We start from the raw sequence: 18,786 nt of genomic DNA on the forward strand, positions 1-18,786 counted from the left end.
ATCGCTATACGATTTCCGCTAATGTTAAATCAGCGTTTTCTTTTTCATATTCAAGATGAGCGCCAGTAACAGACTGAACAAACTCGATATTATATGCGAACTTATTTAATTTTGTACGAACATCCTTTTCAGACGTAGCCTCTAAATATAAAACTTTTGTATTTTCACGTACTGGAACCTCAGTTAATTTTTCTTGATAAAATACTTTAAAAATCATTTGGAAAACCTCTCCTTGTCTATGTTTTGCATTATCTGTTACTTATTATAAAGCAAACAGTCACGATTTTCATGTTTTTTCGAATGAGAATGAAGAAAAAGCCCGAAATGGGCACAATTTAAGCGATTGTCTTTTTACGGACTAGACCGTTTAAATAACGCTTGAGCTTTTTCTTCAGCTTCTTCAGCATGATTACTCCTTCCTTTCCTTATTTTAAACATGCATATTACTAGTGAAAATTCTATCTCTGATATAAGAGATAGGACAAAAGTGAATGGTGAGTCTTGTCCTTTCCCATACAGTGAAAGTTATTCTATAGTAACGATTAGTAGCCGTTAGTTATAGGTATAGTATGAGGAAGAATGGAAAAGAAAATTCATCCGAACAAGTATCCACATGTTTTACTAATATATATATGCAAAGTTTACAAATAAGGTCAGAAAGGGAACGCTTTCTTCACAGATGTTTAATATGTTATACTTTTTTTTAGAATTTGAAAAGTGATATTCAAAATAGGAATATAGAGTGCCAGAAAGGATTTTGACAAATGAATGATAAAATTGTCTTTTTTGATATTGATGGAACATTATTAGATCATGATAAAAAAATTCCACAATCTACACGAGATGCAGTAAAACAGTTACAAGAAAAAGGTGTACATGTAGCAATTGCGACAGGGCGCGCGCCATTTATGTTCGAAGATATTCGTAAGGAACTTGATATACATAATTATGTTAGTTTTAATGGACAATACGTTGTCTTTGAAGATGATGTAATATTTAATAATCCGTTACATCCAGATGCTTTACATAAGTTTACTCAGTTTGCAAAACAAGAAGGATATCCACTTGTATATCTTGACCATCAAGATATGAGAGCATCAGTGGAATATCATGATTATGTGAAAGAAGGCTTTGGAAGCTTAAACTTTGAGCATCCACCATATGAGCCTAATTTTTATGAGGAACGTAATATTTATCAAACACTACTTTTTTGTGAAGTAAATGAAGAGGAAAAGTTTATTAATCATTATCCAGATTTTCATTTTATTCGTTGGCATGCATATTCAATGGATATCATTCCGAATGGTGGTTCTAAGGCAAAAGGAATTGAGAAATACATTGAAAAGTTAGGTTTTAATCGTGATCAAGTGTATGCATTTGGAGATGGTTTAAATGATTTAGAAATGATCGAAGCCGTTGGCACAGGTATTGTGATGGGAAATGGCCATGAAGACTTGAAAAAACTTGCAAATCATGTGACAAAGGATGTTAGTGAAGACGGTATATATCATGGACTAAAGTGGGCTGGATTGCTATAAGTGAATATGGAACCCATTTCATAATAAAGAGGCGGAAGATTAACTTCCGCCTCTTTATTATTATCGCTCTAGAGGTTTGGAATCATCAGGAGCGGCAAAAGGATTTTCTTTATTGATATGGTCATAGAACATAACGCCATTTAAATGGTCAATCTCGTGTTGGAATACGATTGCTGGTAAACCTTTTAAACGCAATTTTACTTCTTCGCCGTTAATAGAAGTTGCTTTTACTGTAATTCTTGTATAACGAGGAACATAACCAGGTACTTCGCGGTCTACAGATAGACAGCCTTCACCACCCTGTAAATATGTACGTTCAACAGAATGGCTAATGATTTTTGGATTGAATAATGCATGGCTATATAATGTACCATCCGCATCGGTTACATGAACTGCAATCATTTTTTTTGAAACACCGATTTGCGGAGCCGCTAATCCGATTCCAGGGCGTAAACTATATTTTTCAGCCATTTCAGGATCTTGGCTATTTATTACGAATTCAATCATTTCTTTTAAGGTAGTTGTATCTTCTTCGCTTGCCGGTAATGACACCTCTTCTGCAACGTTGCGCAAAATAGGATCTCCTTCGCGAATAACATCTTTCATTGTAAGCATATGTAATCTCTCCTTTCCTCTTTAGTCTACCAAAGGAGATGGAAAAAGTCATCGGCAAGAAAGGGTAGGCATTTTGGAAATCGTACTATTATAGAGTAGTTATGTATGTGATAAACAGAAAAAGACGGCAAAGCCGTCTTTTTCTTTCCATAGTTGTTTCGTTTTACATTAGCGAATGCAAGCAGCACCAACGATAATTAAAAGAATAAACAACACAACGATTAAGGCGAAGCCGCGTCCAGACCCGCCACAAGAACCGCCATAACCGTAGGAAGGATATGAACAAGTTGGATAGCAATATGAGTATCCGTACATGAGATGACCTCCTTTATCATTTCCCGCTAATACTGCGGTTACTATAATGTATGGAAGAGAGGGTGGAAATGTATAGGTATTTACCTAAAAAAGGAAGAGTAGTTTGTATATTTTTGTTACGAAGAGAGAAAAACTAAAGAGAATTAAATCGTTTACATATTATTCTAAGAGAAAAAATAAGTGAAAAAGGGAATAATATAACAGTAGGTCAATGCTTACTAATACAGATGTAAAAAATAAAAACACGTTTGTGTAGTAGAAACCTGCATATTATTTATAAAAAAACGTATTCAAAGTAATTGACATCGTAATTAGAATAGTTGTAAACTAAAAAACGTGATCAAGATTGTATTAATATGTTTCTGAAAAAACATTAGTACAGATTGTTAGGTACACAAAATTATTCTCAACCGACAGACAAACATGTTGGTTTACATCGTTGCGCTTTTTAAACTGGAAAATAGCCAGTGAAAGCGTTTCAGAATATGGTTCAAGAGAGGAAGAGGTGAACGGAATGGGTACTAAAACAAAAAAGACCCTATTTAATGTTGATGAGCAAATGAAAGCTATCGCAGCTCAATTTGAAACATTACAAATTTTAAATGAAAACGGTGAAGTTGTGAATGAAGCAGCTATGCCTGAATTATCTGATGATCAATTAAAAGAATTAATGCGTCGTATGGTGTATACACGCGTATTAGATCAACGTTCTATTTCTTTAAACCGTCAAGGACGTTTAGGTTTCTACGCACCTACAGCTGGACAAGAAGCTTCTCAATTAGCGAGTCATTTCGCACTTGAAGCAGAAGACTTCATCTTACCAGGGTACCGTGATGTACCACAATTAGTATGGCACGGATTACCATTATACCAAGCATTCTTATTCTCTCGTGGACACTTCATGGGTAACCAAATGCCTGAGAATGTAAATGCATTAGCTCCACAAATCATTATCGGTGCGCAAATCATCCAAACTGCTGGTGTTGCGTTAGGTATGAAACTACGTGGTAAAAAATCTGTTGCAATTACTTACACTGGTGACGGTGGTGCTTCACAAGGTGACTTCTACGAAGGTATGAACTTTGCAGGTGCATTCAAAGCTCCAGCAATCTTCGTTGTTCAAAACAACCGTTATGCAATTTCTACTCCAGTAGAAAAGCAATCTGCAGCTAAAACTGTAGCACAAAAAGCAGTAGCAGCAGGTATTTACGGAATTCAAGTAGACGGTATGGATCCATTAGCTGTATACGCAGCAACTGCTTTCGCTCGTGAGCGCGCAGTAAATGGCGAAGGCCCTACTTTAATCGAGACTTTAACATTCCGTTACGGTCCACATACAATGGCTGGTGATGACCCAACTCGTTACCGTACAAAAGATATCGAAAACGAATGGGAACAAAAAGACCCAATCGTACGCTTCCGTAAGTTCTTAGAAGCTAAAGGCCTATGGTCTCAAGAAGTTGAAGAGACAGTAATCGAAGAAGCAAAAGAAGATATCAAACAAGCAATTGCTAAGGCTGACCAAGCTCCAAAACAAAAAGTAACTGATTTAATGGAAATCATGTACGAAAAAATGCCTTACAACTTAGCTGAACAATATGAAATTTACAAAGAAAAGGAGTCGAAGTAAGCCATGGCTCAAATGACAATGATTCAAGCAATCACTGATGCTTTACGCGTTGAAATGAAAAATGATCCTAACGTACTTGTATTTGGTGAAGACGTTGGTGTAAACGGTGGTGTATTCCGTGCTACTGAAGGTTTACAAGCTGAATTTGGTGAAGATCGTGTAATGGATACTCCACTTGCAGAGTCTGGTATTGGTGGACTTGCAGTTGGTCTTGCACTTGAAGGATTCCGTCCAGTTCCAGAAATCCAATTCTTCGGTTTCGTTTTTGAAGTAATGGATTCAATTTCTGGTCAATTGGCTCGTATGCGTTACCGTTCTGGTGGACGTTGGACTGCTCCAGTAACAGTTCGTTCTCCATTCGGTGGTGGTGTTCATACTCCTGAACTACATGCTGATAGCTTAGAAGGATTAGTGGCTCAACAACCTGGTCTAAAAGTTGTTATTCCATCTACTCCATACGATGCTAAAGGTCTTTTAATCTCTGCGATTCGTGACAACGATCCAGTTATCTACTTAGAGCATATGAAATTGTACCGTTCATTCCGTCAAGATGTACCAGAAGGCGAATACACAATTGATTTAGGTAAAGCTGATATCAAACGTGAAGGTACAGATGTATCTGTTATCGCTTACGGTGCTATGGTTCACGCTGCATTAAAAGCTGCTGAAGAACTTGAAAAAGAAGGTATCTCTTTAGAGGTTGTTGACTTACGTACAGTTCAACCATTAGATATCGAAACAATCATCGCTTCTGTTGAAAAAACAGGTCGCGTAGTTGTAGTTCAAGAAGCTCAAAAACAAGCTGGTATTGCAGCTAACGTTGTAGCGGAAATTAACGACCGTGCAATCTTAAACTTAGAAGCTCCAGTTGTACGTGTTGCAGCTGCTGATACAGTATTCCCATTCTCTCAAGCAGAGAGCGTATGGTTACCAAACCACAAGGATATTGTTGAAGCTGTAAACAAAGTAATGAACTTCTAATTTTTAGTTTTTCATGTGCAAAAGAAATCAGCACATGCTGGTTTCTTTTGTACATATTCCATAATAATGAAATGAATCAGGGGGCTGAATTCCGTGGCATTTGAATTTAAACTACCAGATATCGGTGAAGGTATCCACGAAGGTGAAATCGTAAAATGGTTTATTAAACCAGGCGATGAAGTAAATGAAGACGATGTACTTCTTGAAGTGCAAAATGATAAAGCAGTAGTAGAAATCCCTTCTCCTGTTAAAGGTAAAGTACTTGAAGTACTTGTAGAAGAAGGAACAGTTGCAATCGTAGGAGATACATTAATTAAATTTGATGCTCCTGGATACGAAAACCTTAAATTTAAAGGTGACGATCATGATGAAGCTCCAAAAGCTGAAGAAGCAGCAGTAGAAGCTCCAGCAGCGGAAGCTACTCCAGCAGCAACTGCAGAAGTAGTAAATGAGCGCGTAATCGCTATGCCATCTGTTCGTAAATACGCTCGTGAAAAAGGTGTAGACATTCATAAAGTAGCTGGTACTGGTAAGAACGGCCGTATCGTAAAAGCTGACATCGATGCATTTGCAAATGGTGGACAAACTGTAGCAGCAACTGAGGCTCCAGCAGCAGTAGAAGCTACTCCAGCAGCAGCGAAAGAAGAAGCACCAAAAGCACAACCAATTCCAGCTGGTGAATATCCAGAAACTCGTGAGAAAATGAGTGGTATCCGTAAAGCGATTGCGAAAGCAATGGTTAACTCTAAGCATACAGCTCCTCACGTAACATTAATGGATGAAGTTGATGTAACTGAGCTTGTTGCTCACCGTAAGAAGTTCAAAGCAGTAGCAGCTGACAAAGGTATTAAATTAACTTACCTTCCATACGTTGTTAAAGCTTTAACATCTGCATTACGTGAATACCCAATGTTAAACACTTCTTTAGACGATGCATCTCAAGAAGTAGTTCATAAACATTACTTCAACATCGGTATCGCAGCTGATACAGACAAAGGTCTATTAGTACCAGTTGTTAAAGATACAGATCGTAAGTCTATCTTCACTATTTCTAACGAGATCAATGATCTTGCTGGTAAAGCACGTGAAGGTCGTCTAGCTCCAACTGAAATGAAAGGTGCTTCTTGCACAATTACAAACATTGGTTCTGCAGGTGGACAATGGTTCACTCCAGTTATCAATCACCCAGAAGTAGCAATCCTTGGTATCGGCCGTATCGCTGAAAAACCAGTTGTGAAAAATGGTGAGATCGTTGCAGCTCCAGTATTAGCATTATCTCTAAGCTTTGACCATCGTTTAATTGACGGCGCAACTGCTCAAAAAGCGTTAAACCAAATTAAACGTCTATTGAATGACCCACAATTATTAGTAATGGAGGCGTAATAACAATGGTAGTAGGAGATTTCCCAATTGAATTAGATACAGTCGTTGTTGGTGCAGGTCCTGGTGGATACGTTGCGGCAATTCGTGCAGCACAATTAGGTCAAAAGGTAGCAATCATTGAAAAAGCTAACCTTGGTGGCGTATGCTTAAACGTTGGATGTATTCCTTCAAAAGCGTTAATCAATGCAGGTCATCGTTATGAGAATGCAATGCATTCTGATGACATGGGTATCACTGCAGAGAACGTAAAAGTTGACTTTACAAAAGTTCAAGAATGGAAAAACGGCGTAGTTAAGAAATTAACTGGCGGTGTTGAAGGCCTTCTTAAAGGTAACAAAGTTGAAATCATTCGCGGTGAAGCTTACTTCGTAGATGCTAATACATTACGCGTTATGACTGAAGATGCAGCTCAAACTTATACGTTTAAAAATGCTGTTCTTGCAACTGGTTCTACACCAATCGAAATTCCAGGATTCAAATACTCTAAACGTGTTATCAACTCTACAGGTGCTTTAAGCTTACCTGAAATTCCTAAAAAACTTGTTGTAATCGGCGGCGGTTACATCGGTATGGAATTAGGTACTGCATATGCTAACTTCGGTACAGAAGTTACTGTAGTAGAAGCTGGCGACGAAATCTTAGCTGGTTTCGAAAAAGCTATGAGCTCTGTTGTTAAACGTGCTCTACAGAAAAAAGGTAACGTAAATATCCATACAAAAGCTATGGCTAAAGGCGTTGAAGAAACAGAAACTGGCGTAAAAGTTAGCTTTGAAGTTAAAGGTGAAATCCAAACTGTAGAAGCAGATTACGTATTAGTAACTGTAGGTCGTCGTCCAAACACTCAAGAAATCGGTCTTGAGCAAGTTGGAGTTAAAATGACTGACCGCGGCATCATCGAAATCGATGAGCAATGTCGTACAAATGTACCAAACATCTATGCAATCGGTGATATCGTTCCTGGACCACCATTAGCTCACAAAGCTTCTTACGAAGGTAAAGTAGCTGTAGAAGCAATTAGTGGCCATGCATCAGCTATCGATTACATCGGAATTCCTGCAGTATGCTTCACTGATCCAGAATTAGCATCTGTTGGTTACACTAAAAAACAAGCTGAAGAAGCTGGAATGACTGTAACTGTATCTAAGTTCCCATTCGCTGCTAACGGTCGTGCATTATCATTAAACAGCACTGACGGTTTCCTACAACTTGTAACACGTAAAGAAGATGGTCTTCTTGTAGGTGCTCAAGTTGCAGGTGCAGGTGCTTCTGATATTATCTCTGAGATTGGTTTAGCTATCGAAGCTGGAATGACAGCTGAAGATATCGCTCAAACAATCCATGCTCACCCAACATTAGGTGAAATCACAATGGAAGCAGCTGAAGTTGCTCTTGGAATGCCAATTCACATTGTAAAATAATTTAAGTAATGTAAATAGCCCCTCTCTTATTGTAAGAGAGGGGCTATTTTTATTTTCATCAAATGACTTGCAAGGTCTTTAAACGTACTTGTCGAATGAATATATAATACTTTAACAAATGATTTAGGCGTAACTTACTTCAAAGGTAATATATATCATCCTATAATATGTAATTGATTCAAACTTAACCCCATATATTAATAAAATAGAGCATGTCAAAGGAGAAGGTTCCATGAAAATATTACATGTTATATTTTATCATTTACTACTATGGAGTGGCTTTTCCACTGTATTAACATTATCGAATGGTGATAAGTTTCATTATAAAGTTATTCTTTTTTTCGTATTCCTGTATTTAGCCTATGTAATAGCGTATTTTGTATTACACGTAAGAAAGCAAGCGTTATTTCTTACATGTTCGAATTGTATACTATTTTTAATCGTATTATTTATTTTTTAAATTAACGTTTATAAAAATACATTGTTCTTCCATTAAATAATTGTAACTCTCCTTCTAATTTCTTCGCTAAAAAACGGCAAAATTCATTTGCTTTCCCTTTGTCACCATATGTTGCATTAGGTGGTAAAGAAACTTGGATGAAAAATTGTTCATTTTCTATACCAACACCAATATAAATTGAGTCATACCGGTCGTGATTGGATTGAAGTTTTAATGTTGTTGTAGATGTATCTAAAATTTCATAAGGAAAAGCGGTATTTGTATACGTGTAATTAATTTGGGCACCAGTTTTAGAAGTAACTGTTTTATAATAATGAAAAAGTTGTTTTATATCATCTATTGAAACAGATTGTTGTTTGGATTTTGGTACAAGCGTAATAAAGGCGTGTTGCATATAAGTTCCCCCTAACTTAGTAGAATACTATCATTCTACATCCTACTGAATTTTTTGACAATTAAAAGGAGTATTACATGTTTTGTTTAATATACTATTAATGAAACGTGATGTAGAAAGGTGGAAACCAATGTTTGAAAAATTGTATGATGAGCATGAAAGTGTGAAGGTACGATTTTTAGGGTTTATGACACATGATACACGTTATGATTTTGGTGTTATTTATACAAATATGTTTTTTGGAAAACCGCTCATTGTTTGTATGCAAACAGGAAGGTCTACTTTACTCGGAAGAGATGATGTAGAGAATGTTCAATATATACAGGAGATTTTTAAATTAGGATCAGAAGAGGAAGCGAAGGAGTTAGCTCAGTTTTTCAAATTTCTAGTTCCGTCAACTTCTTTACATGCGGAATATGAAGAATAATTAATGTGAAACAGTCGTACTTATAAATATGGCTGTTTTTTATTTGAATATCGCATACTAATTAAAATTTAAAATATTTAATGTGTTATACTAAAAACCTATTGACGTAAAAAGTATAACATATTAAAATAAAGACAGAAAGTTAAGCGGTTACAAAAAAGTTTTTGGGATTATAAACTTAGGGGGAAATGAAAAATGGGAACAATCGTATGTCAAGATTGTGAAGGTACAATTGCACACTTCGAAGATGAGAAAGTAACGGTACTTTACGGGAAATGTGGATCTTGCGGATGTGATCACACAGAGCATACAAAAGCCCAATAATTGATAGGAAATGGACAGCTAAAAGTTTTTAGGACCATAAACTTAGGGGGAAATGAAAAATGGGAACAATCGTATGCCAAGTATGTGAAGGAACAATCGGACATTTTGAAGATGAGAAAACCACAGTACTTTACGGAAAATGTGGAACAAATTGTGACTGTGCTAGAAAAGATAATGCGAAAGCTTAATGATAGATAAATAGATTACTATTAAAACTCAGGGGGAAATGAAAATGGGAACAATCGTATGCCAAGTATGTGAAGGAACAATTGGACATTTTGAAGATGAAAAATCAACAGTACTATACGGGAAATGTGGATCTCATTGCGAATGTGACCATAAAGAACATACAAAAGCTTAATAATAAGAAAAAGCGCCTACATGTGTAGGCGCTTTTTTAATAAATTGTAGTTGTATGGCCAACTGTTGCAACGATTGCATCATCTCTAATTGGAATAAAGCTTATGGATGTCTGTGGTGTACTAGAAGAAGCGTATTGGCTCATTATACGGCTATCTATACGGGTAATAGTATCGGTCAAGAAAGCTGAAATAAAAGCGTAAGGGACTCGTCGTTCATTTAATGAATAAATAATTTCTTCTTTTGTTTTTACACCTACGCCATGTCCGTAAAAAAAGAAATTTCCTAAATAGATTGTGTTTTCTCCTTGCCACTCAATCGTAGCTGGATTCACTTGTGGATTTTTAAAGTAAACGAGGTCACCTGGAACAAGATCGCCACCGTTTTTTGTTATGAGTCTTAGATCTTGATCGTAGTCCCATGTATAAAGTAAAAGGTTTGCAAATAGACGATTGAAAGTTTCTTCCTCATACAATGATAATAAAGCTTTATAAAAAATAATGATCATAGCGGTTGCGCATTCAGTTCCATATAGTTTTCCGTTTTTGAAAATATCTTGTATGGCAATAGAAGGTGGTATGTTTGGAAGAAGCTCGAATCCTCCAAGGGATGTTCTTTTCCAATACTGGGGGTTGCAAAAGGATTGTTGAAATGTGCGAAACTGAAATCCACTTTGAAAAAGTTCTAGTGCAGAGATAATAATATTAACTCGTAAATTGAGATCAAAGCTGAGTTCATCAGCTGTTCGGAAGGAATAAACTTCTTGATTTCCTGCCATTATTGATAAAATTTGTTGTTTCTCTGCTGCAAATGGCTCATATTCATTTGTAATATAAGGATGTACAATAGAACGGCCTATTACAATCATAATAGTATCCCCACCTATACGTTACATTCTTTAGTATCGTATGAAGAAAAGGAAAAAAGGTGAAAAAAAAGCCTATCAACTGATAGGCTTGTACTCTTTAATAACACGTAATGTTTGTAATGTCATATCTTCAGGACCTTGTACAGGTAAACCTGCTTCTAAGTTTTTACGAATATACTCTAAGTTTTCTTGTGTAATAATTTCCCCCGGAGTAAAGATTGGAATCCCTGGCGGATAAACCATAACAAAATCAGCTATAATACGACCCGCTGCATTTTCAAATGGAATGACTTCTGTTTCCGAATAAAAAGCATCTCGAGGAGAAAGTGCTAGCACTGGAATTTCTGGAATCTCTACTTGTACTTGAACACCTTTATCTGCCCTATTTCTAAATGTTGCTGCTAAATCTTGTAATGCTGCAATAAGTGTATTTGTATCACTTTCTGTGTCTCCTAAAGTGATAAGACATAGTATGTTGTATAGATCTGAGAGTTCTACTTCAATGTTATATTGCTCTCTAAGCCATACTTCAGCTTGGTGGCCGGTAATACCTAAATCTTTTACAGATACAATTATCTTTGTAGGATCATAGTTAAAGGTAGCATCTGTACCTAACATTTCTTTTCCAGGACAGTAAAGATGCTCAATAGAATTTATAGCATCACGAACATGTTCAGCTAATTGTATTGTTTGTTCTATGAGTGCTGTTCCTTCTGTAGCAAGACGTTTTCTCGCAACATCAAGTGATGCTAACAAGATGTAAGAAGTTGATGTAGTTGTAAGCATGCTAATAATAGATTGGACATGTTTTACATTCACCAAGCCTTCTTTCACATTAAGAATAGAACTTTGAGTTAAAGAGCCTCCTAATTTGTGAACACTTGTTGCTGCCATGTCTGCACCAGCTTGCATCGCTGACATCGGCAATTCATCGTGAAAATGAATATGAACACCATGAGCCTCGTCGACTAGTACAGGGATGTCATAAGAATGTGCTAATTGTACAATCTGTTCTAAGTCTGCAGCAAATCCAAAGTACGTTGGATTAATAACAAGTAAGCCCTTTGCATCTGAGTGCTCTTCAAGTGCTTTTTTGACAGATTGAATTGTGATTCCATGAGAAATACCGAGTTTCGGATCGATTTCAGGATGCATGAAAATCGGTTTTGCACCTGAGAAAATAATAGCTGACATTACTGATTTATGCACGTTTCGTGGTACTAGGATTTTGTCACCAGGACCGCAAACGCTCATCACCATTGTCATAATAGCGCCACTTGTACCTTGAATAGAAAAGAAAGTATGATCTGCACCGAATGCAGCGGCTGCTAAATCCTGTGCTTCTTTAATCATACCTTTTGGATGATGTAAATCATCGAGTGGCGCAATATTAATTAAATCAATTGCTAATGCATTATGCCCAATAAATTCGCGAAATGTAGGATCCATGCCTTGTCCTTTTTTATGACCAGGAATATGGAATTGAATTGGATTTCGCTTACTGTGCTCAACTAAAGCGGTAAACAATGGTGTTTCGTATTGGGACAATCTATACACCCCTTCTTCTTCATAATATTTAATTTGTTTTATATAATCCTGCTCTAAAAAAGGTAAGTCCTTTTTTAGAATGAGGCTTGTTTTTCTGCCATTCAAAAAATCGGTTTTGAGATGGTAGCTTCACTTTATTTTCTATAAAACAAAAGCATTATATCACCAATAATTATAGATGTATAGAAAAAAATATTTTTAAGGTGAGTATGTTTAATAGTTAGCCTCAACTAATGAATGGAGGAAGACAATTCCATTAAAATGAATAAATAGTGTATAATGCAGAGTGGCTATAATGAAGAATAAAACATTCTCTTTAAGATAGCATAATGAAACAAGAAGAAATGATAAATGAGGTGCGAAATGGAATATCAATATCCGTTAGATTATGATTGGTCAAATGAGGAAATGGTTATAATTGTGAAGTTTTATGAAGCAATTGAGAAAGCTTATGAAAAAGGAATTATAAGAGAAGAATTAATGGGTTTATATCGTCGTTTTAAAGAGATTGTTCCATCGAAAGCAGAAGAAAAGAAAATTGATAAAGAGTTTCAAGAAGTAAGTGGATACTCTATATATCGTGCTATTCAAAGAGCAAAGGAAGTCGAAGAACAAAAGCTCGTAAAAATGTAAAAAATATTTTGAAAAATAAAAACTGAAGTGATATAATGTGATAACAACTAAAAACGGACAATATAAATTGTCCGTTTTCTACTATCGATTACAAAGTGCATATAAAGGAAGGAGTGATTGCATCGTAGATTCAATCTTAGCAAGGAATTGTTCGTTGGTCATTGCTGAAAACTCCTCTGGTGATATATGAATACCAACTAATAATTCTGCTTTTTTTACAGTAGCTAGTCGTTCAATCATCTTTTGTAAGTCTTCGGTTTCAAGTGTTTTATGTAATTTCACACTTGGTTTAGTATGGTCAATGGACCAAACGAAGTCATTTGGAATATTTGTTTTTAAATCATTTAAATGTTCTAAGAAGGCATGAGCCGTCTCAACTTTTTGTGGACACTCATAGATTAAACCAAAGTATATGAAGGCATGAGTACCCCATAAGCCGATTTGGAAATGCGGTAGCATTTTATATCCTCGTTTATTTGTTGAAAAAGCAACCCAAGTATCGTTTGGTGGATTGACTTTGCGACGTGCGTGTTTTGCAACATGATAAAAAAAGTTCTCATCAGTGTGTTGGGATAAGTATTCTGCAAATTGTTCCCCTAAAGCTTCTAGCTTAGGATGAATGTTCGTTTTAATTGCACTCATTCGTTCTTCGAGACCATCAACTGTAAAGACATCAAAATCAGTTGACTTGAATGTTTGTATTGTCATGATTGTTCCTCCAACTCCTATTTTGCTTTTATTTTAGCATAGCTTGTACTATTCATAAAAAAAACAGCACAAAAAAATTTAAATAAAAAAATATAATTTTGTTGCATAGATGATTTATCCAACATAGTATAGTATAAAACAAAAAATCAGAAAATTGAATTAATTCTAGTCCGAGGGCAGACGAATATTGGGAGGAGGCAAATAATATGAGACAGGTGATTAATGCGTTAAAGAGAACAGATGCCGAAAAGAGAATACCGGTGCTACGTTTGGAGCTAGATTATGAATTAGCAACTTTATATGATGCGATGATGGAAGATGATAAACAGAAAAAAGAAGAGTGTGTACAAAAGTTAGAAGTGTTAAGACTTGAAATGATTCGTTTAGAAGCGTAATAATAGTATATGTATAAAAAATTAGTTGGTGCGAACCTTATAAAGGGTTCGTTTTTTCTGTGAACAGTAAAGATCGGAGTGTTTAAACATGCAAGAAGTATGGAAAGACATCGATGCACACGCCAAACGGTGGATTCGGGATGCAGGAGAGCATTTAATGGCATCCATGAAAAAAGCACTTATTATAGAAACAAAATCCAATGCAGCTGACTTAGTTACAAATATGGACCGAGAGATAGAACAGTTTTTAATTGGGAAAATTAAAGAAACATTCCCGAATCATAATATTTTAGGAGAAGAAGGTTATGGAGACGAGATAACGTCTTCTGACGGGGTTGTTTGGTTAATTGATCCAATTGACGGCACGATGAACTTTGTTCATCAAAAAAGAAATTTTGCAATTTCAATTGGGATTTATGAGAACGGTATCGGAAAGATTGGACTTATTTATGATCCAGTACATGATGAACTATATCATGCAGTCAAGGGATCTGGAGCTTTTTGTAATGATATATCAATTCCTCCATTGGAAAAAGGAACTGTAGAGCAAGGTATTGTAGCTTTAAATGCGATATGGCTTACAGATAATCCATTGCTTAATATGGAAAGTATGATGGCACTTGTTAAGAAAGCAAGGGGCACGAGATCGTATGGCTGTGCAGCGTTAGAGATGGTGTACGTTGCAACAGGAAGAATAGATGCATATGTAACGCCGAGATTATCACCATGGGATTTTGGCGGAGGACAGATAATTGTAGAAGAAGTTGGAGGGAAGGTAACGACATTTTCTGGAGCGAAACTTTCTATCATAGAGAAGAGCAGTGTGCTAGTTGCAAAACCAGGAGTGTATGAAGAAGTGTTATCTTTTATATCAGAGCCACAAAAAAAGTAAGAGGCTATGTATAAGCTTCTTACTTTTTAGCGTTATTGTGATTTGCGCATTTTTCTTTTTGTTACAAAACCGTATCCAACTGCAACAAATGTACCGATAATGCAAATAATAATACCGATTGGACTATTTTCAGCAATCATAATGCCGATACCGATTAAGAAAATAACACCGATAATTGCGGTTAATAAAAAGCGATATTGAATGTGTTCCATTTCTTCACCCTCCAATCTCATTTTACTTTCACAAAAGTGAGAATACAACTATATTTTCATTCTTGCTTTTATTTTAATTGCTATTGTATCCCCTTCGCTCTTATAATAGAGAAGGATTAAAAAGACATTAGGAGTTGGACATGTTGAAAAAACGACAAGATTTACGTAATATAGCAATTATTGCCCACGTTGACCATGGTAAAACAACACTTGTTGACCAGTTATTACGTCAAGCGGGGACATTCCGTGCGAATGAACATATTGAAGAACGCGCAATGGATTCAAATGATCTAGAAAGAGAACGCGGTATTACAATTTTAGCGAAGAATACAGCGATTCACTATGAAGATAAAAGAATTAACATTTTAGATACACCAGGTCACGCTGACTTCGGTGGAGAAGTAGAACGTATCATGAAAATGGTTGATGGTGTTCTACTTGTTGTTGATGCATATGAAGGTTGTATGCCACAAACACGATTTGTTTTAAAGAAAGCTCTTGAGCAAAACTTAACTCCAATCGTTGTAGTAAACAAAATTGACCGTGACTTCGCTCGCCCTGATGAAGTAGTTGATGAAGTAGTTGACTTATTCATCGAACTTGGTGCAAACGAAGATCAATTAGAGTTCCCAGTTGTATTTGCATCAGCAATGAACGGAACAGCAAGCTTGGATTCAAATCCGGCAAATCAAGAAGAGAATATGAAATCATTATTCGATACAATTATCGAACATATTCCAGCACCAGTTGATAACAGCGAAGAGCCACTTCAATTCCAAGTAGCACTTCTTGATTACAACGACTACGTTGGACGTATTGGAGTTGGACGCGTATTCCGCGGTACAATGAAGGTTGGACAACAAGTTGCTTTAATGAAAGTTGACGGAAGTGTAAAACAATTCCGCGTAACGAAATTATTCGGTTACATTGGATTAAAACGTCAAGAAATTGAAGAAGCAAAAGCTGGAGATTTAGTAGCTGTTTCAGGTATGGAAGACATCAACGTAGGTGAAACGGTATGTCCGGTTGAGCATGAAGAGGCTTTACCATTATTACGTATTGATGAGCCAACGCTACAAATGACATTCCTTGTAAATAACAGCCCATTTGCAGGTCGTGAAGGTAAATTTATTACATCTCGTAAAATTGAAGAGCGTCTTCGTTCACAATTAGAAACAGATGTAAGTTTACGTGTAGATAATACAGATTCTCCTGATGCATGGATCGTATCTGGACGCGGGGAATTGCATTTATCTATCTTAATTGAAAACATGCGTCGTGAAGGTTATGAACTACAAGTATCTAAGCCTGAAGTAATTATTAAAGATATCGATGGCGTAAGATGTGAACCTGTAGAGCGCGTACAAATCGATGTTCCTGAAGAATACACTGGTTCTATTATGGAATCAATGGGTGCACGTAAAGGTGAAATGTTAGATATGGTGAATAACGGAAACGGTCAAGTTCGCCTTACTTTCATGGTTCCGGCACGTGGTTTAATTGGTTACACAACAGAATTCCTAACATTAACTCGTGGTTACGGTATTTTAAACCATACATTCGATTGCTACCAACCAGTACATGCTGGACAAGTGGGTGGACGTCGCCAAGGTGTTCTAGTTTCACTTGAAACAGGAAAAGCATCACAATACGGCATTATGCAAGTTGAAGACCGTGGTGTAATCTTCGTTGAACCAGGTACAGAAGTATATGCTGGTATGATCGTAGGAGAACATACTCGTGAGAACGACTTAACAGTTAACGTTGTGAAAATGAAACAACAAACTAACATTCGTTCTGCAACGAAAGATCAAACTTCAACAATGAAAAAACCACGCTTAATGACTCTAGAAGAGTCATTAGAGTACTTAAACGATGACGAGTTCTGTGAAGTAACTCCAGAATCAATTCGTTTACGTAAAAAGATTCTTGATAAGAGCGAACGTGAAAGAGCTGCTAAGAAAAAGAAATCTGTAGAAGCATAAAAAATAAAACAGCTACCTTTAAGGTAGCTGTTTTATTTTTTATGTTTATTTTTTAGAATATTTACTCTTTTTAGTGGACAGTATTTTTTTCGCAGGTTACTCTTGTATTAAGTACATAAAGAAATTTTGTTTTTTATGAGAAGGGGGGATAAATAGTGTTAGAAAGAATGTCTTTTTTTGCGAAATTATGTAAAGTTGATGAAAATCCAGAGTTAGGAATGTGGTTACTTTATGGGACGATTATTATATTAAGTGCTCTCGTCTATAATTTAGGATTTGCTAGAAAGTTGTCTGTACTAAAAAATATAGTAATATACATATCATTAGCAATTGGATGTACAGTATTAACCTTTTTTGCTGTATTTTTACCTGTTGGAGAAGGGCTTGTTGTAGCGGCAATTGTACTTGGAATTTATAGATTGCGTTTGCGTCAAGCGAAACAACAAAAAGCAGGGTGAGGGGGCGAAGTTTTATGCGTTCAGTACAAGATGCACTATATAATTGGTTAACAATTAAAACAGTTGCGGAAGCACGTCCGGATGATAGTGCTGCAAAAGAAACGTATTTGTTATTTCAAAATATGATATATGAAGAACATAAATTAAAAGATGTGGAAGTTAAAAAGAACGAGGAAATGTATTTAATTACATATGAAATGAATGGGGAAAGGAAATCTGCAAGGTTTCCGCTAGAAGCCATTGATTGTTTCTTGGATCAGATGAACCGCGAGCCAGAAAAATATAAATAAGTCCTTATCTATATGAGTAAGGACTTATTTACATTTTACCAATCGTCTTCGACTTTTTTATCACGATATAATCGAAAATTACCACTTGCATGACGTTCCATTGTACGCTCTGCAATTCGTTCCGAACATTCCATGCACATATATGTATGAATAGGGCGATTACGCAGTTTTTTTGCCGTAGGATTTTCATCATCTAACATATCTTTTTTATCACAAATCATACATTTGACTCTCATTTCGTCACCTCAATACGAATTCTATCAGTATAAGTATATCATGGAAGTATAATGTTTTTGAATAATAGTGGGAAAAAATAATATTTTCGCAATTCGAAAAATAAGTTATGATAAGGATATACCAAGTATGTTTGGAGGTGAAAATATGGCGAATGTAGTAGAGCCTACTTTAACAGAGGGTTTAGTACAAACGTTGCGTAAAGAGTGTATTGTGATGATAGCAACGACAGATTTCGAAAAACAAGTTCCTAACGTAAGTGCTATTTCTTGGGTGTATGCAGTGAGCAAAACTAGTATTCGATTTGCAGTAGATCAACGTTCACGTATTGTGGAAAATATAAGGCATAATACAGGTGTAGTATTGACTATAATGGCGAATGAATCCGTATTTTCTATAAGTGGTGCAGGTGAAATTTTGACAGATAGAATGGAAGGTATTTCTTTGAAATTAACTGTAATAGAAGTTAATGTGCAAGAAGTACGTGATGTTATGTTTTATGGAGCGAAACTTGCAATTGAACCAACATATGAAAAAACATACGATCTTCGGGCGGCCAAAAAGCTGGATAACGAAGTACTAGTAGGAATAAGAGAATTATAAATGTGCTAAATAAGAAATTCGTTTATTCACTTTTGTAATCGGTTATTGTGATTTAACGTTAATAATTATAATAAAAAGTAATATATTGAATAGAAATGAATAAAGAATAAATAAA

General features: G+C 35.9%; 26 protein-coding genes. 17 read left to right on the top strand and 9 right to left on the bottom strand.

What is annotated here, in order from left to right:
- Window positions 1-4 precede the first annotated feature (4 nt).
- Window positions 5-217 (bottom strand): DNA-dependent RNA polymerase subunit epsilon, encoded by a 213-nt coding sequence (locus MRP26_RS06970; RefSeq protein ID WP_000576435.1) that lies wholly within the window; start codon window positions 215-217, stop codon window positions 5-7.
- 547 nt (window positions 218-764) lie between these two features.
- Between MRP26_RS06970 and MRP26_RS06975 the strand changes: the two genes are divergently transcribed.
- Window positions 765-1,538: a Cof-type HAD-IIB family hydrolase gene (locus MRP26_RS06975; RefSeq protein ID WP_053563732.1), complete on the top strand. Its 774-nt coding sequence runs from the start codon at window positions 765-767 to the stop codon at window positions 1,536-1,538.
- 60 nt (window positions 1,539-1,598) lie between these two features.
- Here MRP26_RS06975 and def read toward each other — a convergent pair whose 3' ends face one another.
- Window positions 1,599-2,153 (bottom strand): peptide deformylase, encoded by a 555-nt coding sequence (gene def / locus MRP26_RS06980; protein ID WP_000957048.1) that lies wholly within the window; start codon window positions 2,151-2,153, stop codon window positions 1,599-1,601.
- Window positions 2,154-2,321: 168 nt separating this feature from the next.
- Window positions 2,322-2,468: a YjcZ family sporulation protein gene (locus MRP26_RS06985; RefSeq protein WP_000274562.1), complete on the bottom strand. Its 147-nt coding sequence runs from the start codon at window positions 2,466-2,468 to the stop codon at window positions 2,322-2,324.
- Window positions 2,469-2,982: 514 nt separating this feature from the next.
- On the opposite strand from MRP26_RS06985, the gene pdhA reads away from it, so the two are divergent.
- The 5 genes from pdhA to MRP26_RS07010 all read left to right on the top strand — a co-directional run bounded on the left by pdhA (window position 2,983) and on the right by MRP26_RS07010 (window position 8,340).
- Complete coding sequence (pdhA, locus tag MRP26_RS06990; protein ID WP_000536895.1) at window positions 2,983-4,098, top strand: pyruvate dehydrogenase E1 component subunit alpha; 1,116 nt, start codon at window positions 2,983-2,985, stop codon at window positions 4,096-4,098.
- A gap of 3 nt (window positions 4,099-4,101) precedes the next feature.
- The gene (pdhB, locus tag MRP26_RS06995) at window positions 4,102-5,079 is read left to right on the top strand and encodes a pyruvate dehydrogenase complex E1 component subunit beta (RefSeq protein WP_000068163.1); all 978 of its coding nucleotides are present in this window, start codon (window positions 4,102-4,104) and stop codon (window positions 5,077-5,079) included.
- A 93-nt stretch (window positions 5,080-5,172) separates the two neighbouring features.
- On the top strand, window positions 5,173-6,462 hold the full coding sequence (gene pdhC / locus MRP26_RS07000; RefSeq protein WP_000863420.1) for a pyruvate dehydrogenase complex dihydrolipoyllysine-residue acetyltransferase: 1,290 nt from the start codon (window positions 5,173-5,175) through the stop codon (window positions 6,460-6,462).
- A gap of 5 nt (window positions 6,463-6,467) precedes the next feature.
- Complete coding sequence (gene lpdA / locus MRP26_RS07005; RefSeq protein ID WP_000260104.1) at window positions 6,468-7,880, top strand: dihydrolipoyl dehydrogenase; 1,413 nt, start codon at window positions 6,468-6,470, stop codon at window positions 7,878-7,880.
- 232 nt (window positions 7,881-8,112) lie between these two features.
- On the top strand, window positions 8,113-8,340 hold the full coding sequence (locus tag MRP26_RS07010; protein ID WP_000697470.1) for a hypothetical protein: 228 nt from the start codon (window positions 8,113-8,115) through the stop codon (window positions 8,338-8,340).
- Between the two features lies 1 nt (window position 8,341).
- Here MRP26_RS07010 and MRP26_RS07015 read toward each other — a convergent pair whose 3' ends face one another.
- Window positions 8,342-8,734 carry a DUF1885 family protein gene (locus MRP26_RS07015; RefSeq protein WP_023522926.1) on the bottom strand — a complete coding sequence of 131 codons (393 nt, stop codon included), beginning with the start codon at window positions 8,732-8,734 and terminating at the stop codon, window positions 8,342-8,344.
- Window positions 8,735-8,864: 130 nt separating this feature from the next.
- Here MRP26_RS07015 and MRP26_RS07020 point away from each other — a divergent pair, with 130 nt between their 5' ends.
- From MRP26_RS07020 to MRP26_RS07035, 4 genes are all read left to right on the top strand, one after another.
- Window positions 8,865-9,161 (top strand): DUF3055 domain-containing protein, encoded by a 297-nt coding sequence (locus MRP26_RS07020; RefSeq protein ID WP_000462038.1) that lies wholly within the window; start codon window positions 8,865-8,867, stop codon window positions 9,159-9,161.
- A gap of 195 nt (window positions 9,162-9,356) precedes the next feature.
- Window positions 9,357-9,485 carry a GapA-binding peptide SR1P gene (locus MRP26_RS07025; RefSeq protein ID WP_000536778.1) on the top strand — a complete coding sequence of 43 codons (129 nt, stop codon included), beginning with the start codon at window positions 9,357-9,359 and terminating at the stop codon, window positions 9,483-9,485.
- 59 nt (window positions 9,486-9,544) lie between these two features.
- Window positions 9,545-9,673, top strand: coding sequence for a GapA-binding peptide SR1P (locus tag MRP26_RS07030; RefSeq protein WP_000536803.1), 129 nt, complete (start codon window positions 9,545-9,547; stop codon window positions 9,671-9,673).
- Between the two features lie 44 nt (window positions 9,674-9,717).
- Window positions 9,718-9,846 (top strand): GapA-binding peptide SR1P, encoded by a 129-nt coding sequence (locus tag MRP26_RS07035; protein WP_000536796.1) that lies wholly within the window; start codon window positions 9,718-9,720, stop codon window positions 9,844-9,846.
- Window positions 9,847-9,882: 36 nt separating this feature from the next.
- Here MRP26_RS07035 and MRP26_RS07040 read toward each other — a convergent pair whose 3' ends face one another.
- Together MRP26_RS07040 and speA are read right to left on the bottom strand one after the other, a co-directional pair.
- Window positions 9,883-10,713 carry a protein-glutamine gamma-glutamyltransferase gene (locus MRP26_RS07040; protein WP_000635337.1) on the bottom strand — a complete coding sequence of 277 codons (831 nt, stop codon included), beginning with the start codon at window positions 10,711-10,713 and terminating at the stop codon, window positions 9,883-9,885.
- A 75-nt stretch (window positions 10,714-10,788) separates the two neighbouring features.
- The gene (gene speA, locus MRP26_RS07045) at window positions 10,789-12,261 is read right to left on the bottom strand and encodes an arginine decarboxylase (protein WP_000084899.1); all 1,473 of its coding nucleotides are present in this window, start codon (window positions 12,259-12,261) and stop codon (window positions 10,789-10,791) included.
- A 363-nt stretch (window positions 12,262-12,624) separates the two neighbouring features.
- On the opposite strand from speA, the gene MRP26_RS07050 reads away from it, so the two are divergent.
- Window positions 12,625-12,894: a UPF0223 family protein gene (locus MRP26_RS07050; RefSeq protein ID WP_000456546.1), complete on the top strand. Its 270-nt coding sequence runs from the start codon at window positions 12,625-12,627 to the stop codon at window positions 12,892-12,894.
- An 81-nt stretch (window positions 12,895-12,975) separates the two neighbouring features.
- On the opposite strand, the gene MRP26_RS07055 is transcribed toward MRP26_RS07050, so the two are convergent.
- A complete protein-coding gene (locus MRP26_RS07055) occupies window positions 12,976-13,602 on the bottom strand; it encodes a YktB family protein (RefSeq protein ID WP_000155318.1) in 627 nt (208 codons plus the stop codon).
- Between the two features lie 206 nt (window positions 13,603-13,808).
- Between MRP26_RS07055 and MRP26_RS07060 the strand changes: the two genes are divergently transcribed.
- Both MRP26_RS07060 and MRP26_RS07065 read left to right on the top strand, forming a co-directional pair.
- Complete coding sequence (locus MRP26_RS07060; RefSeq protein WP_001250164.1) at window positions 13,809-13,997, top strand: hypothetical protein; 189 nt, start codon at window positions 13,809-13,811, stop codon at window positions 13,995-13,997.
- Window positions 13,998-14,085: 88 nt separating this feature from the next.
- Window positions 14,086-14,889: an inositol monophosphatase family protein gene (locus tag MRP26_RS07065; protein ID WP_069356138.1), complete on the top strand. Its 804-nt coding sequence runs from the start codon at window positions 14,086-14,088 to the stop codon at window positions 14,887-14,889.
- Between the two features lie 32 nt (window positions 14,890-14,921).
- Here MRP26_RS07065 and MRP26_RS07070 read toward each other — a convergent pair whose 3' ends face one another.
- Window positions 14,922-15,101, bottom strand: coding sequence for a DUF5325 family protein (locus MRP26_RS07070; RefSeq protein ID WP_000400123.1), 180 nt, complete (start codon window positions 15,099-15,101; stop codon window positions 14,922-14,924).
- Window positions 15,102-15,241: 140 nt separating this feature from the next.
- Here MRP26_RS07070 and typA point away from each other — a divergent pair, with 140 nt between their 5' ends.
- The 3 genes from typA (at window position 15,242) to MRP26_RS07085 (ending at window position 17,834) form a co-directional block, all read left to right on the top strand.
- Complete coding sequence (gene typA, locus MRP26_RS07075) at window positions 15,242-17,086, top strand: translational GTPase TypA (RefSeq protein WP_000914752.1); 1,845 nt, start codon at window positions 15,242-15,244, stop codon at window positions 17,084-17,086.
- Window positions 17,087-17,241: 155 nt separating this feature from the next.
- Window positions 17,242-17,544 carry a YlaH-like family protein gene (locus MRP26_RS07080; protein WP_000893662.1) on the top strand — a complete coding sequence of 101 codons (303 nt, stop codon included), beginning with the start codon at window positions 17,242-17,244 and terminating at the stop codon, window positions 17,542-17,544.
- A 14-nt stretch (window positions 17,545-17,558) separates the two neighbouring features.
- Window positions 17,559-17,834 (top strand): hypothetical protein, encoded by a 276-nt coding sequence (locus tag MRP26_RS07085; protein WP_001258136.1) that lies wholly within the window; start codon window positions 17,559-17,561, stop codon window positions 17,832-17,834.
- 35 nt (window positions 17,835-17,869) lie between these two features.
- On the opposite strand, the gene MRP26_RS07090 is transcribed toward MRP26_RS07085, so the two are convergent.
- On the bottom strand, window positions 17,870-18,070 hold the full coding sequence (locus MRP26_RS07090) for a YlaI family protein (protein WP_002093346.1): 201 nt from the start codon (window positions 18,068-18,070) through the stop codon (window positions 17,870-17,872).
- A gap of 145 nt (window positions 18,071-18,215) precedes the next feature.
- Between MRP26_RS07090 and MRP26_RS07095 the strand changes: the two genes are divergently transcribed.
- Window positions 18,216-18,671 carry a pyridoxamine 5'-phosphate oxidase family protein gene (locus tag MRP26_RS07095; protein WP_000024600.1) on the top strand — a complete coding sequence of 152 codons (456 nt, stop codon included), beginning with the start codon at window positions 18,216-18,218 and terminating at the stop codon, window positions 18,669-18,671.
- Window positions 18,672-18,786: the final 115 nt, after the last annotated feature.

Origin of the sequence: Bacillus sp. CCB-MMP212 (assembly GCF_022748145.1) — a bacterium.
Taxonomy (GTDB): domain Bacteria; phylum Bacillota; class Bacilli; order Bacillales; family Bacillaceae_G; genus Bacillus_A; species Bacillus_A cereus.

Bases quoted from the DNA above. Each gene is read 5' to 3' on its own strand.
- MRP26_RS06970 (WP_000576435.1), bottom strand. From the start codon at position 217: ATGATTTTTAAAGTATTTTATCAAGAAAAATTAACTGAGGTTCCAGTA.
- MRP26_RS06975 (WP_053563732.1), top strand. From the start codon at position 765: ATGAATGATAAAATTGTCTTTTTTGATATTGATGGAACATTATTAGAT.
- def (WP_000957048.1), bottom strand. From the start codon at position 2,153: ATGCTTACAATGAAAGATGTTATTCGCGAAGGAGATCCTATTTTGCGC.
- MRP26_RS06985 (WP_000274562.1), bottom strand. From the start codon at position 2,468: ATGTACGGATACTCATATTGCTATCCAACTTGTTCATATCCTTCCTAC.
- pdhA (WP_000536895.1), top strand. From the start codon at position 2,983: ATGGGTACTAAAACAAAAAAGACCCTATTTAATGTTGATGAGCAAATG.
- pdhB (WP_000068163.1), top strand. From the start codon at position 4,102: ATGGCTCAAATGACAATGATTCAAGCAATCACTGATGCTTTACGCGTT.
- lpdA (WP_000260104.1), top strand. From the start codon at position 6,468: ATGGTAGTAGGAGATTTCCCAATTGAATTAGATACAGTCGTTGTTGGT.
- MRP26_RS07010 (WP_000697470.1), top strand. From the start codon at position 8,113: ATGAAAATATTACATGTTATATTTTATCATTTACTACTATGGAGTGGC.
- MRP26_RS07015 (WP_023522926.1), bottom strand. From the start codon at position 8,734: ATGCAACACGCCTTTATTACGCTTGTACCAAAATCCAAACAACAATCT.
- MRP26_RS07020 (WP_000462038.1), top strand. From the start codon at position 8,865: ATGTTTGAAAAATTGTATGATGAGCATGAAAGTGTGAAGGTACGATTT.
- MRP26_RS07025 (WP_000536778.1), top strand. From the start codon at position 9,357: ATGGGAACAATCGTATGTCAAGATTGTGAAGGTACAATTGCACACTTC.
- MRP26_RS07030 (WP_000536803.1), top strand. From the start codon at position 9,545: ATGGGAACAATCGTATGCCAAGTATGTGAAGGAACAATCGGACATTTT.
- MRP26_RS07035 (WP_000536796.1), top strand. From the start codon at position 9,718: ATGGGAACAATCGTATGCCAAGTATGTGAAGGAACAATTGGACATTTT.
- MRP26_RS07040 (WP_000635337.1), bottom strand. From the start codon at position 10,713: ATGATTGTAATAGGCCGTTCTATTGTACATCCTTATATTACAAATGAA.
- MRP26_RS07050 (WP_000456546.1), top strand. From the start codon at position 12,625: ATGGAATATCAATATCCGTTAGATTATGATTGGTCAAATGAGGAAATG.
- MRP26_RS07055 (WP_000155318.1), bottom strand. From the start codon at position 13,602: ATGACAATACAAACATTCAAGTCAACTGATTTTGATGTCTTTACAGTT.
- MRP26_RS07060 (WP_001250164.1), top strand. From the start codon at position 13,809: ATGAGACAGGTGATTAATGCGTTAAAGAGAACAGATGCCGAAAAGAGA.
- MRP26_RS07065 (WP_069356138.1), top strand. From the start codon at position 14,086: ATGCAAGAAGTATGGAAAGACATCGATGCACACGCCAAACGGTGGATT.
- MRP26_RS07070 (WP_000400123.1), bottom strand. From the start codon at position 15,101: ATGGAACACATTCAATATCGCTTTTTATTAACCGCAATTATCGGTGTT.
- typA (WP_000914752.1), top strand. From the start codon at position 15,242: ATGTTGAAAAAACGACAAGATTTACGTAATATAGCAATTATTGCCCAC.
- MRP26_RS07085 (WP_001258136.1), top strand. From the start codon at position 17,559: ATGCGTTCAGTACAAGATGCACTATATAATTGGTTAACAATTAAAACA.
- MRP26_RS07090 (WP_002093346.1), bottom strand. From the start codon at position 18,070: ATGAGAGTCAAATGTATGATTTGTGATAAAAAAGATATGTTAGATGAT.
- MRP26_RS07095 (WP_000024600.1), top strand. From the start codon at position 18,216: ATGGCGAATGTAGTAGAGCCTACTTTAACAGAGGGTTTAGTACAAACG.